A 15,320-nucleotide genomic window follows, 5' to 3' on the forward strand; every position below is an offset into this window, starting at 1 on the left:
TTATAATAATATCTAACCGAATTTATTTTCGAATTTAAAAAATGTGCACTCGCCGTCGATTTAGCTTATTCAATAAGCAGTATTTCAGCGTCAAAACACGAAATCTGCCGTTGATTGATCGAAAACATGCAGCAGATCATGACTCTCACAATTTGAGCACATGGCGGAATGCGTATCAAAATCAATGACGTAGGTAGCCAAGCCTTAAATCCATGACATTGAGCGCCGCAACGGCTGATTTTTTAATCATCGCGCTTCCGAACTTCTATGCGAATATTTGTGCGAAAAGTTTTGAATCTGACGAATTCAGAAATATCTCTTTAAAAACAGTGCATCAAACATTCGTCGATCAAGCTGGCATGCCGATTGCATCGTTGTTCCTGTGAATTCACTCCGATAAAAATCAAAAAGGGGACCGCATGCGCCGCTTCACGAAAAGTCTCAAAAACGGCCTTACCGGTATCGCGTTCGCGCTGCTGGCCACATCGGTCCATGCCGCAGAAGGTTCCGCCATCAAGATGGTACCCACCGCAGATGTCGCTAAACTGCCGGGGATCGCATTCGACCAGAAACTGGCGGACCGCTTACCTTCTACAATTAAGGACAAGAAAGTGCTCAAGGTCGCAACCGACCTGACGCCGCCGATAAGCTTCCAGTCGGAAGACGGCAAGCTTATCGGGATCGATGCCGATATTGCAGCAGCGCTCGGCGTCATTCTCGGCATTGATGTTCAGATGACCAATGTCGGCGCAGGTGCCGCCATCGTGCCGGCTGTCCTCTCCAAGCGTTTCGACATGACCATTTCCGGCATCAATGATGATATTGAGCTGGAAAAGCAGGTCGATGTCATTGACTACATGTTCGACGCCACCACCATCATGACCATCAAGGGCAACCCGCTCGGCATCAAGAGCATGGAAGACCTCTGCGGCAAGAAAGTTGCCGTACCAGTCGGCACGTTCCAGGCACGCCTAGTGGAGACAGCATCGGCGAAATGCACGACACCGATGAACACCATGTCCATCCCGAAAATGCCGGATGTGTTGCAGGCCGTGCGCACCGGCCGTGCCGATGCAACCGTCAACGGTTATGCGACCAGCGTCTACACAACCGAAAACCAGACTGGCAAGGGCGTCGGCCTGCAAGCGCTGCCAGACGTTCGTCTCGCAGTCGGCTATCTCGGCATGCTGGTCTCGAAGGACAATCCGGATTTGCGAGATACGGTTATCGCCTCGCTGCAACACATGGTCGATAGCGGTGCCTACAAGGCCATCATGGAGAAATGGGGCCTTGGCCCGCTTGCCGTGAAGACCGTGAAGTTCAACGACGCCGCCAGCATGCCGGTGAATTGAGCCATGTCCCTATTCGCTCAACCCGTCAGCATGGCCATCGCACCTCCGCTCGGCAAGCCGATGCGGTGGGGGCAGATCACAACAGGTACCAGCGCGATCCTCGCGGTGGTACTCGTCATCCTCACAGTCGCACGAAACCAAACTGTTCAATGGGGCGAAATTCCCCGCTATATGATCGATCCAGTTATCCTCGACGGCGTTGTTCTGACCCTGCAACTGACGGCGGGCGCCATGGTGTTCGGGACCGCTTTCGGCTGCATCGTCGCCATCATGGCCACAAGCCAGAACATCGTTTTGAAAGCGATTGCCGTCGCCTTCGTCTGGTGGTTTCGCGGCGTGCCGCTGATCGTCCAGATCTTCTTCTGGTTCAACATCGCGCTGTTTATTCCTATGGTGGGCATCGGCACCTATTCCATAGCCATCAACGACCTTGTAACCCCCGCACTTGCCGGGTTTCTAGCACTCGGCCTGCACGAAGCGGCCAATATGAGCGAGATCATTCGCGGCGGATTGACCGCCGTCGACCGTGGCCAGCGTGAGGCGGCCTCTTCATTGGGCTTGCAGCCCCTCCAGACGCTTCGGACAGTGGTTCTGCCTCAAGCGATCCGTCTGATTGTCCCGCCAACCGGCAACCAGGCCATCGGCATGTTGAAGGCCAGCGCTATCGTTTCCGTCATCGGCATGCAGGACCTGCTGACCCAGGCGCAGGCTATCTACGCGCGCAACTTCCTCGTCATCGAACTGCTGTGCGTTGCCTCGCTCTGGTACTTGCTCATCACAACCATCGCATCCATCGGCCAGCATTTTCTGGAAAAGCACCTCGCGCCAAAAGGTCGAGATGCCGGCGCGCAGAAAGATACCCGGCGACGCACCTGACGCGCCGCCAATTCAACCATCAATCAAACGGAAATGCCATTGCAGCAAATCCGATCAGGAAACATGAAGGAGCATACCCATGAAACTAGGTATCGACGGACAGAAACTGCCCGAAGCCAGAAAGCGTGGCCCACTCAAAAGCCTCGAACACGTCAAGGAACTCGGTCTCGGCGGCATCTTCTTCAGCACGGTGCTCGACATAAGCGAGACGCTGGACAAATGCGAACTAGCCGATATCAGAGCAAAAGCTGATGAACTTGGCCTCTACCTCGAAGCGGGCGTTGGCAAGATCAATCCCTATTGCAGTGCCGAGGCCCCTGAGTTTCGCGCGATCGGGGGTGGCGACGTTATCCTGGGCTTTACCCGCATGATCGAAGCGAGTGCGGCCATCGGCTGCCGTGAACTCTGGGTATCGCCGGGCAACTTCAAATCGGAATATCGCGGACGGCTGGCCAATGACCGCTTCCGCACCGATGTGACTTGGGACGAGCAGTTGCTGGGCATCGAGAAGGTCTTGCTGAAGCTCGCGCCGGTAGCGCGCGCAACTGGCGTTCATCTTAATATGGAAACCCATGACGAAATCACCTCCTTCGAAATCCTGCGGCTGATCGAAAAGGTCGGCGAGGATTGCATGGGTGTCGTCTTCGACACGGCAAACGGCCTGCAACGCGCCGAGCACCCCGTTTTTGCCGCAAAACGGGTAGCCCCCTATGTGCGCCAAACCCACATCAAGGATGCCTATGTCGGTCATGCCACGGGCGGCCTCGATTTCCAGACACGCCCCGTCGGTCGCGGCATTGTCGATTTCGCCACGATCATCCCTATCCTTGCCAAAGCCAATCCCGACTTGAACCTCTCCCTGGAGGTTGCGGCCTCCGTCGAGGACAAGCCACGCAAGGCCAATCCCCGCCAATGCATCGAGATCGATGATCCAATTTGGCGCGCCGGCCATCCCGACCTGACGGCAGAGGAACTCGAGGCCTATCTCGGATTGGTGGACGCATTTGAAAAACGTGTGGCCAGCGGAGAAGTACCGGACTGGGAGATCTATGAGGCGAGCCAGTATGGCTATCCGTCCTATGAGCACCAGTCCTATGGCTTCAACGAAGCGCTGACCTTCATCAAGGCGTCTGCACGTCACATTGAAGAGATTTGCCAGGCGAATGGAATTCCACTTTCGACGCCATCCAGGAAGCAGCACGCAGCCTAGGACTCGCGTATTCCATCGAACACGTGTGTCGCCAACTTTAAAAACCAAGGGACGAACGAAATTTTTAGGATCAAGCGCATATACGCAGGAATATTCCCATGAAAATAATCATATCGCTTGATCCGATCTGGAGACGACAATGAAGATCACAAGGCGACGTCTAAGCGCCAAGACCGCACCCAAGGCCAGCAGCCCGGTGGATACGGCCGAAACCGCCAATGACGACGTGACCGAGCGCATCCGCAACACTCTGGCCGCAGCAATCGGTGAGGGCGCGCTCAAGCCCGGCGTCAAAATTCTGGAAGATGCCATAGCCGACCATTTCGGGGTCAGCCGCACGGTCGTGCGCGGCGCGCTCGGCGTTCTGGAGAGTGACCACCTTTTGGAGCGCAAAAAGAACCGCGGCACTTTCGTGGCAGAGCCAGGCATTGAAGAGGCCAAGGCCTTGTTCGAGGCCCGTCGCAAGCTCGAGCACGTTATCCTGGAGCTTGTCCTGGACCACGCGACTGCCGATCAGTTGGACGCGCTTGAAAAGCTAACCGACGAGGAAGAACACATCCATAACCATGGTGATGAGAAGTCGAAGACGGTGCTGTCAGGCAAGTTCCATGTCGTTTTGGCGGAGCTTGGTGGCAATGCCGTGTTGACGGAGGTGTTGTCAAAGATCGTCGCGCGCCTCTCGCTCGTCATGTCCCTTTACGAGGAGGAGCGGAAAGACGACTGCGGCGCCGATCACCATCGGTTGATAGTCACAGCCCTGAAAGAGAAGGATCTCGCAAAGGCGCAGCAACTGATGGACCATCACCTTGCAGACATCGAGGGCCGCGTACGATTGACTGAGGGACAGGGCGATAGACATACATTTCTGGCCGTGCTGGAGAATTTTTCCTAATCGCGTCGTCTTGATAGGAATCGAACCGCGACAGGTTGGTCAGATAGCGTAAGTGTCTGAAAAGACATCCGTCGTGGGATAACGCCTATTTATGGAATAGTTCAGGCTGACACGGAAATTCACACTCTACCGCCGAACTCCAAATCTGCATGCTCAATTAATGGGCATGTGCATGCAGTTTTTGGGCGCAACCTAACAGCTTTGTGAATTTTTCGTGCGAAACCAATGAATTGAACTTTGGCACGCCCCTTGCTTGTTAATCCACAGAGTTGGTGGCTAGGGTTCCGGCGCTGTCAGAAAGCGTGCTGGTCCGAGAGCTGCCACCGGTAGGGGAGACATCCCGCCGGGTGCACGGCGGGACAAAAGCCCGGGAGACCTCGTTAGCCAAGGGATTGGCGGAGCGATGGTCCATGCCGATCCCTTTTTTGAAGAAAAGCAAAAAGGGGAAATTCAATGCAGACTTTTTCGAAAATGCTCTCAATCACTGCACTCACGGCTTCGCTGGCCTTTGGCATGGCGTCGGCCGCCTTCGCCGCACCGAAGACTGATTTCAAGGTTGCCTGGTCGATCTATGTGGGCTGGATGCCCTGGGGCTATGCCCGCGACCACGGCATCGTCAAGAAATGGGCGGACAAATACAACATCAAGATCGAAGTCACCCAGTTCAACGACTATGTCGAATCGATGAACCAGTACACCGCCGGCGCTTTCGACGCCGTGACGCTGACCAACATGGACGGCCTCTCCATTCCGGCAGCGGGCGGCGTCGATACGACCGCCGTCATCGTCGGCGACTTTTCGAACGGTAACGATGCGGTGATCCTGAAAGACAAGGCGAGCCTTGCCGATCTGAAGGGCCAGAATGTCAATCTTGTCGAGTTTTCCGTCTCCCACTACCTGCTCGCCCGCGCACTTGAGACTGCCGGCCTGTCCGAAAAGGACCTGAAGGTTGTCAACACGGCCGATCCGGACATGGTCGGCGCCTTCCAGACGGCCGATGTCACCGCCATGGTTACCTGGAACCCGATGGTGGCCGAAATCGTGGCGCTTCCGGGTGCCCACAAGGTCTTCGACAGCTCGCAGATCCCGGGCGAAATCATCGACCTGATGGTCGCAAATTCTGACGTGCTGAAAGACAATCCGAACTTCGGCAAGGCGCTTGCAGGCATTTGGTACGAGACAGCAGCCCTCATGACGGCCGACAATGCGGAGGGCAAGGCCGCCCGTGAAGCCATGGGCAAAGCATCCGGCACGGATCTCGCGGGCTTCGAAGCCCAGATCGCTGCGACCAAGCTGTTCGACAAGCCGGCCGATGCTGTTGCCTTCACCTCGTCGCCGAGCCTGCCGAAGACGATGGATCTCGTGCGCAACTTCCTGTTCGAAAAAGGCTTGCTCGGCAGTGGCGCGGCCTCAGCCGATGTCATCGGCGTCGAAATGCCGGATGGCACGGTGCTCGGCGACAGCGGCAACGTCAAGCTGCGCTTCACCGAGACTTACATGAAGGCTGCTGCTGACGGTTCGCTCTGAGCGTTGCCCCGACCGGCGATGCGGTCTTCCGCGTCGCCATTTCCTTTCATCAGCGGAGCCATATCCATGCGCTGGATCAACACCAAGCCGAGGCGGGGTACGCAACTTGCCCTCATGCTACTGCCCTTCTTGCTGCTGATCGCCGCCTACACGGCGGGGTCGGCCGCGCGGCTGGCCGAAAATGCCAATGACAAGCTGCTGCCCAGTCTTGCGGGCTTTACCGAGGCCATCAACCGGCTGGCTTTCCTGCCGGACGCACGCACCGGCGACTATCTGCTCTGGTCGGATACGGCTGCCAGCCTGATCCGGCTTTTCGCAGGGCTTGGCATCTCAACGCTGACGGCGCTTTTGATCGGCATGGTCATCGGCATGCTGCCCTATCTGCGGGCTCTGCTCGCCCCTTTCGTCGCCGTCATTTCCATGGTGCCGCCGCTGGCATTGCTGCCCATTCTCTTCATCGTCATGGGCCTTGGCGAGACATCCAAGATCGCGCTCATCGTCATCGGCGTCGCGCCGACGATGATCCGCGACCTGGGCTTGAAGGCACTGGAACTGCCGCGCGAACAGATCGTCAAGGCTGAAACGCTGGGTGGCTCGTCGTGGCAGATCGCCCTTCGTGTCGTGCTGCCGCAGATCCTGCCCCGGCTGATCACCTGCGTGCGGCTGCAGCTCGGTCCTGCCTGGCTGTTCCTGATCGCCGCGGAAGCAATCTCGTCGGACTCTGGGCTCGGCTACCGCATCTTCCTCGTCCGCCGCTATCTGTCGATGGACGTCATCTTTCCCTATGTCGTCTGGATCACGCTTCTCGCCGTTCTCACCAACTTCATCCTCGACCGCATCCGCATCGCTGTCTTCCCCTGGTCCGAACTGGAGAAGCAGGGATGAGCGAACTGATCATCGACAATGTCTGGAAGGAATATGGCGACCAGATCGTGCTGGAGAATGTTTCTCTCACCGTTGCATCCCGCGCCTTCGTCGCACTTGTGGGGCCGTCGGGCTGCGGCAAGTCAACCTTCCTGCGCATGCTGCTCGGCCAGGAACAGGCAACCAGAGGTACGATCCTGCTTGACGGCGAGCCTCTGCCGCCCGAGCCGGGTCCGGATCGCGGTATCGTCTTCCAGCGCTATTCGGTCTTCCCCCATCTGACAGTGCTAGGGAACGTGCTGCTCGGCAAGGAGCTGACGGCCTCCGGATACAAGGCCAAACTTTTCGGCGCGGCCCGGCGCGCGGGCATCGAGGAGACCCGGCAGTTGATTGCCGAAGTGGGTCTCTCAGGCGCGGAAGGCAAATATCCCGCCCAGCTTTCCGGCGGCATGCAGCAGCGGCTGGCGCTGGCTCAGGCGCTGATCATGAAACCGAAGGTCCTGCTGCTCGACGAGCCCTTCGGCGCGCTCGATCCCGGCATTCGCGCCGAAATCCACACGCTGATGAAGCGACTCTGGCACGAGACGCAGATGACCGTGGTCATGGTCACGCATGACATGCGCGAAGCCTTCACGCTTGCCACCCGCGTTGTCGCCTTCGAGCGTCCGCGCGATCGGCCGGAGGAAAAACAGCGCTACGGCGCCACCATCACCAAGGACATTGCCATCTGGCCGCCGCGCCGCGCAGGCGAGCCTTCGCATTCAAACCCTGATCGGGACGGCCCGGTCGCTTTACAGGGCCTTCGCCGGGACGACCCGTCTTCCAGTCCGTCAGGAGATAAATAGCCATGCACGTCAGACGTTCCGCAGAAGAAATCGCCGCCAACCGGCAGCGCTACGGAGAACATCAGAAGAAGGGCCTGGAGTTCGCTCCCAAGACACTTCCGACACCGAGCGCTCTGCCCGCGCCGGCGATCTCTTCCACTGTAATCATCCATCAGGAAATCATCCCCGGCGGCTGGTACTGGTCGACCCTTTTGAAGCGTGGGGAGGCGCTGCGCATCGACCAGCACGACGGCGCCTCGACCGTGGCGCTGATCGCCTGGAACGCCGCCGACACCAGCGAGCGGCTCAACCTGGTCGATACGGTCAAGATGCAGTGGACGACCGCGCTCGGCAAGGGACGGGTGATCTTCTCCGATATGGGCCGCGTGATGTTCTCGATGATCGAGGACAGCGCGGGTTCTCACGATTGCCTGATGGGCGGATCGACGGCAGCGTCGAACGCCGCGAAATATCCGGGCGTCAAGACCCGCAACACGCGCGACAACTTCATCTTGGCAGCCGGCAAGCTCGGTCTCGATCGCCGCGATATTCCGGCCGTTCTCAATCTCTTTGCACCGGTCCGCATCGACGATGCCGGCGGGTTCCGCTGGCAGGGCAAGACCTCCAACAGCGGCGACTACGCCGAAATGCGTGCCGAGATGGACATGGTGGTGGCGCTCTCCAATTGCCCGCACCCGCTCGACCCCAATCCGGTCTATGCGCCCGCGCCTGTGACCATCACCCGCTTCCATGCAGCAGCACCGGCAGCAGACGATCTTGCCCGCACGGCCACCGCCGAGGCCGTTCGCGGTTTTGAAAACAACGCCCTGATGCAGGCTTGAGGAGGAGCGGACCATGACCGATTTCATTCAGACCGCCGCCGCGCGCACTGTCGAAAACGCCGCGCACGATCATTTCATTCCGGCCGAAGCGCCCTGGTCCGGCATCGTGCGCAAGGGCCAGACGATCCGCATCGAAGACAGCTACGGCCAGCAGGCGATCGATACGCTGTTCTACAAGGCCGTTGATTTTTCCGAGCGTTACTCCAACCAGGATACGATGCGCGAACAGGGTGCGGCCTATGTCGGTACCGGCACGCGGATCATGTCCAACGAAGGCCGCGTGATGCTGACGATGACGGCCGACAGCTGCGGCCGCCACGATACGTCGGCTGGGGCTTGCTCCTGCGAGAGCAATACCGTGCGTTTCGGCCATGGCACCAAATACCTGCATGCCTGCCGCGACAACTTTGTGATCGAGGTGATGAAACACGGCATGAGCAAGCGCGACATCGTGCCCAACATCAACTTCTTCATGAACGTGCCGATCAGCCCGGATGGCAAGATGACCATCGTCGACGGCATCTCGTCGCCGGGCGACTATGTCGAGCTGGTGGCCGAGATGGACGTGCTCTGCGTGATCTCCAATTGCCCGCAGATCAACAATCCCTGCAACGGCTTCGATCCGACACCGATCCGTGTGCTGATCTGGGATGCGGGGGTCTGATTTGATATTCAACAAGGTTCTCATCGCCAACAGAGGCGAAATCGCTGTCCGGGTCATCCGGACATTGAAGACAATGGGTATCGCCTCCGTCGCCGTCTATTCCGACGCCGACCGGTTTGCTATGGCAACGCGGCTTGCGGACGAAGCAGTGCGTCTCGGCCCCTCCCCCGCAACGGAAAGCTACCTCAACGTCGATGCCGTCATCGCCGCCTGCAAGGCGACGGGCGCGCAAGCCGTACACCCCGGCTACGGGTTTCTGTCCGAAAATATCGGTTTTGCCGAACGGCTGGCAGATGAGGGCATAGCCTTCATCGGGCCGCGTCCGGAGCATCTCTCAGCCTTCGGGCTGAAACACACTGCCCGCGAACTGGCAAAATCGAGCGGCGTGCCGCTTCTGCCGGGCAGCGGACTGCTGGAGGGCATCGATGACGCGCTCTCAGCCGCCGAAACCGTCGGCTATCCGGTGATGCTGAAGAGCACGGCGGGCGGTGGCGGCATCGGCATGCAGCTGTGTACCGATGCGCAAACGCTGAAGGACGCCTTCGAAAGCGTGCAACGCACGGCGCGCGCCAGCTTCGGCGATGCCCGCGTCTATATCGAGCGTTTCGTCGCCGATGCCCGCCATGTCGAGGTGCAAATCTTCGGCGATGGCATGGGCAAGGTGGTGGCGCTCGGCGAGCGGGACTGCTCGCTGCAGCGGCGCAACCAGAAAGTTGTCGAGGAAACACCGGCACCAAGCCTTTCGCCGGCGACAAGAGCACGGCTGCACAAGGCGGCGGTCGATCTGGGAAGCTCGGTTTCCTACGCATCGGCGGGCACGGTCGAGTTCATCTACGATCCGGCCCGCGAGGAATTTTATTTCCTGGAAGTCAACACCCGCCTCCAGGTCGAGCATCCCGTGACGGAAGCGGTGTTCGGTATCGATCTTGTCGAATGGATGATCCGCCAGGCGGCCGGCGAGGATGTGCTTTCGGGTACCGAGGCTCTGGCGCCGAAGGGCGCCGCCATCGAGGTGCGCGTCTACGCCGAGATGCCGCATGCCGACTTCCGCCCGAGCGCCGGGCTGCTGACGGAGGTCGTATTTCCCGAAACTGCCCGTGTCGACGGCTGGATCGAGACCGGTACCGAGGTGACGCCGTTCTACGATCCGATGCTGGCAAAGCTGATCGTCGCGGCCGAGGATCGCCCTGCGGCGATCGCGAAACTTCAGGTAGCCCTTGCGGCGACGTCGATCGCCGGGATCGAGACCAATCTCGACTATCTCCGCGAAATCGCCGCTTCCGATCTTCTCGCAAGCGGCAAGGTGGCCACGACGGCCCTGCGCGATTTCGTCTTCGTGCCGGATGTCATCGAGGTTCTGTCTCCGGGCGCCCAGTCCAGCCTTCAGGAACTGCCAGGCCGCATCGGCCTCTGGCATGTCGGCGTGCCGCCGAGCGGACCGATGGATGAGCGCTCCTTCCGCCATGCCAATCGTCTGGTCAGCAATAACGACACGACTGCCGCGCTGGAACTGACCGTGTCCGGCCCGACACTGCGCTTCCACACCGATACGGTGATTGCGCTCGCTGGGGCGCTTATGCCGATGACCTGTGACGGTAACCAACTGCCGCATGGCACGGCCGTGACCATTCGGGCTGGGCAATTGCTGTCCATCGGTACCATCGAAGGTCCCGGCCAGCGCGCCTATCTCGCCGTCGCGGGCGGCTTTTCCGCGCCCGTGGTACTCGGCTCGCGCGCCACGTTCGGCCTGGGCCAGTTCGGCGGTAACGCCACCGGCACACTCAGGGCCGGCCATGTACTGCACCTTGCGCGGCAAGCACCTGTCAAGCCGCCGGAACCGGTAACCGAACCGGCCGAACTCACCCGTGAATGGAGCGTCGGCGTCGTCTACGGACCCCATGGCGCACCGGATTTCTTTCAGCCGGGCGACATCGACGCACTGTTTTCCACCGCCTACGAGGTGCATTTCAACAGCGCTCGCACCGGTGTCCGCCTGATCGGCCCGGCTCCGAAATGGGCGCGCAGCGATGGTGGAGAGGCGGGGCTTCATCCCTCCAATCTGCACGACAACGCTTATGCCGTCGGCGCCATCGATTTTACCGGCGACATGCCGATCATTCTCGGCCCTGATGGTCCAAGCCTCGGCGGTTTCGTCTGCCCGGCGGTGATCGCCCGCGACGAACAGTGGAAGATGGGCCAGTTCAAGCCCGGCGACCGTATCCGCTTTCATGCTGTCGCGCGGAATGAAGATCCTGTCGCCGGTCCTGCCGTTCATCGGCCGGGCGCGGATATCGGCTCGGCCATCGTCGGGACGTGCGACGATGGCCCTGTTTCCGTCGTTTACCGCCGCCAGGGTGACGACAATCTGCTGGTCGAATACGGGCCGATGGCGCTCGATATCGCGCTGCGGCTACGTGTTCACCTGCTGATGCAGGCCGTCGTGGAGGCCCGCTTGCCCGGTCTCATCGACCTGACGCCCGGCATACGGTCGTTGCAGATTCATTATGATGGCACGACATTGACGCGAAAGCGTCTGCTTGGACTGTTAGCTGATCTAGAGGCGAGCCTTCCACCCGCGCAAGCGGTTACGGTCCCGAGCCGCATCGTGCACCTGCCGCTGTCTTGGAACGATCCGGATGCCGAGCTTGCGATGCGCAAATATCAGGAGCTGGTTCGCCCGAACGCGCCCTGGTGCCCGTCCAACATCGAATTCATCCGCCGCATCAACGGATTGCCGGACGAACAGGCGGTGAAGGACATCGTCTTTGATGCCAGCTATCTCGTGCTGGGTCTTGGCGACGTCTATCTCGGCGCGCCGGTGGCAACCCCTGTCGATCCGCGCCATCGTCTCGTCACTACCAAGTACAATCCCGCCCGCACCTGGACCCCGGAAAATGCCGTTGGCATCGGCGGCGCCTATATGTGCATCTACGGTATGGAGGGTCCCGGGGGCTACCAGCTGTTCGGCCGCACCATCCAGGTCTGGAACACTTGGCGGCAGACGCCCGAATTCGTCAGGGGCAAGCCGTGGCTGCTCAATTTCTTCGACCAGATTCGCTTCTTTCCGGTCAGCCATCAGGAGTTGACCGAGGCGCGGGCCGCCTTCCCGCATGGCGGTTATCCCGTGCGGATCGAGGAGACGGAATTCTCCTATGCGGCCTATGAGAAGGAACTACAGGCCAACGTGGAGTCAATCAATCGCTTCAAGGCCACGCAGCAGGCGGCTTTTGACGCCGAGCGGCAAAGCTGGAAGGAAACAGGTCTCGACAGTTTCGTCAGTGACGAAGGAGCAGGCGAAAGCCTTGAGGGCGATATCCCGGCCGGCTGCTTCGGTGTTGCCAGCAGCGTTCCGGGCAATATCTGGAAACTCATGGTGGAGCCGGGAGCTTCCGTTGCCGCAGGCGACACGGTTGCCATTATCGAATCCATGAAAATGGAGATCAACGTCACTGCCCACGCCGCTGGACGCGTCCGCGATCTACGCGCCGGGCCCGGACGAAATATCAAAGCCGGCGATACCATCGTTGTTCTGGAGACCTTGTAACATGTTGCCGACTATTCTCGATCTCTCAAGCCTTCGCGCCGCCTATCAATCAGGCCTGACGCCGCTGGATCTCGCCGAGGAGGTGATTGCCCGCCGCGCGGCCTCCAATGATCCGGCGATCTTCATCACGCCCACGCCGGATGATGACCTTCGTCAAGCGGCCCGCGATTTGGTGGCGCGGGCGCCGGCGGCAAATAGTCTGCCGCTCTGGGGCATACCCTTCGCGGTGAAGGACAATATCGATGCCGCCGGTCTACCGACGACGGCCGCTTGCCCCGCCTATTCGGCAGCATCGTTCGGGATCAATGTGCTAGCGTCAGCGAAAAAACCGCGTGCGCTGAAAAACTTCAACTGCGAGGCCAAGCCGAGCCTCGTCGCGGCCGGTTTGGAATTGATGAAATCAATGTCGGCGAAGCTCAGGCTCTATTGACCGACAATGTCCGAACTCGAAATACCCGTACTCATTAAAGCGCTCCTCAAATTGGAGCGCAATGTCACGACCGGGCACTTCTCGGGTCAATCCTCCACGCCGTGTTCCCACAACGTTCTTCGAGTTGGCCAAAATCGCAGCTTCGGGCCGACTGCGCCCAATTGCGGACAAAGTGTGAGCTCGCGGCAAGAACGCCAATGACCGCTTACGCGAGGCGTTGGCTGACTGCGGGTCAGCACATCTATTGTATTTGGTGCAAGCGTAGACGATGCTACGAACATGGCAACCGACCTAGAATTCTCATTCCAATCGCTCACGCGGTCCGCTCAGCGCCATATTCGGGTATTTCAAGTCCACCAGTTTCTGGATCGTTTCGCGATGGGTCTGACGGTGGCCGTTGTCGCATTGGCTCTAAACGACCGGAGCATGGACCTTTTCGAGATTTCGCTCCTTTTTGGCATCTACTCGCTGACGACCATAGCTGCGGAATTACCATTTGGTGGGCTGGCGGACAACGTTGGACGCAAGCCCGTTTTCCTGTCTGCGGTCGTTGCAAGCCTGATCTCTCTGGCTCTCTTCTTGTCGTCACACGACTTCTACGTACTGGCCCTATCGTTTGCCTTCATCGGCTTTGGACGCGCACTGCGCTCAGGCACTCTGGATGCTTGGTTTGTCGAGAGTTTCATAGCCATGGCTCCAAACGTTGATGTTCAACCTGCTCTCGCAAAAGCCCAGTTTGCCAATGCGATGGGATTGGCTTTCGGTGCCATTTTTGGAGGTCTGTTGCCGGATGCCTTCGGCTCAGTCGCCGTTCGACTGGGGTTCAGTATTTACGACGTCTCTTACGCTGTAAGTTTCGTTTTGATGTTGGCTGTGTTTGCTTACACCGTCTTTGCCATTTCGGAAAAACGGCGTTCGCTGAACCTTCAGGCACTCATAAAGGGGTTCACAGACGTTCCACACGTGATCAAAGATGCGGGTCTGCTCGCCTTGAAACACCGCACGCTGTCGATTCTACTCGTGGCGCTTGCCTTTTTCTTGATGGCGACAAACCCGGTCGAAGTGATCTGGCCAACCCACGCAAAACCCATGCTGGATGATGGCTACGCGAATTCTGTGGTTGGCGCACTGACGGCGACCTATTTCTTCTCAATTGCTTTCGGAGCGTCGCTGTCTTCCCAAATCAGTCGGATTTTCAGACGCCGTCACGCTATGACATTATCAGTGACTTTTGCCTGTCTTGCAGCCGTTCAAATCGCGTTGGCGCTACAAGACAATATCATGGGCTTTGTTGCAATCTTCATCCTTTACTCAGTGATCTTGGGCGCGAGTGAAACGCCTGCCAGTAGCATTCTGCATTCCTGCGTTGAAGATCGACAGCGGTCTACAATGCTGTCATTGCGCTCACTCGTGCAGCAATTGGGGGCTGCGTTTGGCTTGGTCTTGATAGGAGCTGTTGCCGAGGCTTACACAACGCCCACCGCGTGGATGGTTGGGGCAACCTTCCTTTTGACTGCGATGCTTCTGATGGGTGTGTTGGTCAGAAGGCTACGGCCAAAAGAATGACATAGCCGACATTAATTTGCTACGCAGCATCACGCTAAGTGGCCCCCCTGCTGCCTCTCGCTGCAGGTGACACGAAGGTCCGCTTCGGGCCAATGGCCGCCTCTGGCAACATTACCACAAAGCGGACACGACTCTCTCTTGCTAGTTTGGAGAGAAAGTCGAATTAGAGGTTTTGTCGGAAATTTTCCCATGCTGTCGGGTTGGCATAAACCCTCATATCGTCGATGCGTCGGCATAATCGGGAAGTTCGATCTTCTTCGAGTCCCTGAGGTACAAGTTCGAAAAGGTCTTTCGAACTAATGGTGTCCCGGCTACGCGCATCGTACCACGAAGGACAGCCAGACCAAGACGGGAGTGAGGCCAGAGCATACGGGGCACAATTTTCGGTACTCCTTGCCCTTCCTTAACGAATGGCCGCATAACGCGTTCGTATCCTGCAAGCGCAGATGGAAGATCATCCGTCTTCGACAATTCGCCCGCCAAAACATAGCCGCCGATGACCGCAAGCGTCGTTCCAATACCCGACAATGGGGTGGCGCGCCAGGCAGCATCTCCCGTCAGCACCACGCGGCCGTCAGACCACCGATCCATCCGTACCTGGCGCAGGACATCGAAATAGAAATCGTCAGTCTTGAACATGCCGTCTAGGATGCGCGGAAAATGCCATCCTGCATGAGAGAATTTTTCCTTCAGGAACAGCTTCTGACGCTCGGTGCTTCACTCATTCTC

Annotated in this window: 12 protein-coding genes, 1 pseudogene and 1 riboswitch; of the genes and pseudogenes, 12 read left to right on the forward strand and 1 reads right to left on the reverse strand. The window is 58.8% G+C overall.

Annotated features, from left to right (window positions below):
• Positions 1–419 precede the first annotated feature (419 nt).
• The 12 genes and pseudogenes from RMR21_RS18070 (at position 420) to RMR21_RS18125 (ending at position 14,591) form a co-directional block, all read left to right on the forward strand.
• Positions 420–1,352: an ABC transporter substrate-binding protein gene (locus RMR21_RS18070; RefSeq protein WP_498670842.1), complete on the forward strand. Its 933-nt coding sequence runs from the start codon at positions 420–422 to the stop codon at positions 1,350–1,352.
• A 3-nt stretch (positions 1,353–1,355) separates the two neighbouring features.
• Entirely contained in the window at positions 1,356–2,228 is an 873-nt protein-coding gene (locus RMR21_RS18075; RefSeq protein WP_498670843.1) for an amino acid ABC transporter permease, read from the forward strand.
• 79 nt (positions 2,229–2,307) lie between these two features.
• Positions 2,308–3,438 carry a sugar phosphate isomerase/epimerase family protein gene (locus RMR21_RS18080; protein WP_498670844.1) on the forward strand — a complete coding sequence of 377 codons (1,131 nt, stop codon included), beginning with the start codon at positions 2,308–2,310 and terminating at the stop codon, positions 3,436–3,438.
• 139 nt (positions 3,439–3,577) lie between these two features.
• Positions 3,578–4,330 (forward strand): GntR family transcriptional regulator, encoded by a 753-nt coding sequence (locus tag RMR21_RS18085; protein WP_498670845.1) that lies wholly within the window; start codon positions 3,578–3,580, stop codon positions 4,328–4,330.
• A gap of 265 nt (positions 4,331–4,595) precedes the next feature.
• Positions 4,596–4,706: riboswitch (guanidine-I (ykkC/yxkD leader) on the forward strand.
• A gap of 77 nt (positions 4,707–4,783) precedes the next feature.
• Complete coding sequence (locus RMR21_RS18090; protein WP_498670846.1) at positions 4,784–5,857, forward strand: putative urea ABC transporter substrate-binding protein; 1,074 nt, start codon at positions 4,784–4,786, stop codon at positions 5,855–5,857.
• Between the two features lie 66 nt (positions 5,858–5,923).
• Positions 5,924–6,742: an ABC transporter permease gene (locus RMR21_RS18095; RefSeq protein WP_498670847.1), complete on the forward strand. Its 819-nt coding sequence runs from the start codon at positions 5,924–5,926 to the stop codon at positions 6,740–6,742.
• Positions 6,739–7,566 (forward strand): ABC transporter ATP-binding protein, encoded by an 828-nt coding sequence (locus RMR21_RS18100; RefSeq protein ID WP_498670848.1) that lies wholly within the window; start codon positions 6,739–6,741, stop codon positions 7,564–7,566. The genes RMR21_RS18095 and RMR21_RS18100 overlap by 4 nt, the downstream gene beginning before the upstream one ends.
• A gap of 2 nt (positions 7,567–7,568) precedes the next feature.
• The gene (locus RMR21_RS18105; protein WP_498670849.1) at positions 7,569–8,387 is read left to right on the forward strand and encodes an urea amidolyase associated protein UAAP1; all 819 of its coding nucleotides are present in this window, start codon (positions 7,569–7,571) and stop codon (positions 8,385–8,387) included.
• 13 nt (positions 8,388–8,400) lie between these two features.
• Positions 8,401–9,051 carry an urea amidolyase associated protein UAAP2 gene (locus tag RMR21_RS18110; protein ID WP_498670850.1) on the forward strand — a complete coding sequence of 217 codons (651 nt, stop codon included), beginning with the start codon at positions 8,401–8,403 and terminating at the stop codon, positions 9,049–9,051.
• A gap of 4 nt (positions 9,052–9,055) precedes the next feature.
• On the forward strand, positions 9,056–12,595 hold the full coding sequence (uca, locus tag RMR21_RS18115; protein WP_498671786.1) for an urea carboxylase: 3,540 nt from the start codon (positions 9,056–9,058) through the stop codon (positions 12,593–12,595).
• A 1-nt stretch (position 12,596) separates the two neighbouring features.
• A pseudogene (locus RMR21_RS18120) lies at positions 12,597–12,881 on the forward strand (amidase family protein); the annotation flags it as partial.
• 423 nt (positions 12,882–13,304) lie between these two features.
• Complete coding sequence (locus RMR21_RS18125; protein ID WP_498670851.1) at positions 13,305–14,591, forward strand: MFS transporter; 1,287 nt, start codon at positions 13,305–13,307, stop codon at positions 14,589–14,591.
• A 213-nt stretch (positions 14,592–14,804) separates the two neighbouring features.
• Here RMR21_RS18125 and RMR21_RS18130 read toward each other — a convergent pair whose 3' ends face one another.
• Positions 14,805–15,230, reverse strand: a complete 426-nt coding sequence (locus RMR21_RS18130) for an FAD-dependent monooxygenase (protein WP_498670852.1) — start codon at positions 15,228–15,230, stop codon at positions 14,805–14,807.
• Positions 15,231–15,320 lie beyond the last annotated feature (90 nt).

This window comes from Agrobacterium sp. rho-8.1, assembly GCF_033957725.1.
Taxonomy (GTDB): domain Bacteria; phylum Pseudomonadota; class Alphaproteobacteria; order Rhizobiales; family Rhizobiaceae; genus Agrobacterium.

Excerpts from the sequence above, each read along its gene's own strand:
- RMR21_RS18125 (WP_498670851.1), top strand. The coding sequence starts at position 13,305 with ATGGCAACCGACCTAGAATTCTCATTCCAATCGCTCACGCGGTCCGCT.
- RMR21_RS18080 (WP_498670844.1), top strand. The coding sequence starts at position 2,308 with ATGAAACTAGGTATCGACGGACAGAAACTGCCCGAAGCCAGAAAGCGT.
- RMR21_RS18070 (WP_498670842.1), top strand. The coding sequence starts at position 420 with ATGCGCCGCTTCACGAAAAGTCTCAAAAACGGCCTTACCGGTATCGCG.
- RMR21_RS18110 (WP_498670850.1), top strand. The coding sequence starts at position 8,401 with ATGACCGATTTCATTCAGACCGCCGCCGCGCGCACTGTCGAAAACGCC.
- RMR21_RS18075 (WP_498670843.1), top strand. The coding sequence starts at position 1,356 with ATGTCCCTATTCGCTCAACCCGTCAGCATGGCCATCGCACCTCCGCTC.
- RMR21_RS18130 (WP_498670852.1), bottom strand. The coding sequence starts at position 15,230 with ATGTTCAAGACTGACGATTTCTATTTCGATGTCCTGCGCCAGGTACGG.
- RMR21_RS18100 (WP_498670848.1), top strand. The coding sequence starts at position 6,739 with ATGAGCGAACTGATCATCGACAATGTCTGGAAGGAATATGGCGACCAG.
- RMR21_RS18090 (WP_498670846.1), top strand. The coding sequence starts at position 4,784 with ATGCAGACTTTTTCGAAAATGCTCTCAATCACTGCACTCACGGCTTCG.
- RMR21_RS18085 (WP_498670845.1), top strand. The coding sequence starts at position 3,578 with ATGAAGATCACAAGGCGACGTCTAAGCGCCAAGACCGCACCCAAGGCC.
- RMR21_RS18095 (WP_498670847.1), top strand. The coding sequence starts at position 5,924 with ATGCGCTGGATCAACACCAAGCCGAGGCGGGGTACGCAACTTGCCCTC.
- RMR21_RS18105 (WP_498670849.1), top strand. The coding sequence starts at position 7,569 with ATGCACGTCAGACGTTCCGCAGAAGAAATCGCCGCCAACCGGCAGCGC.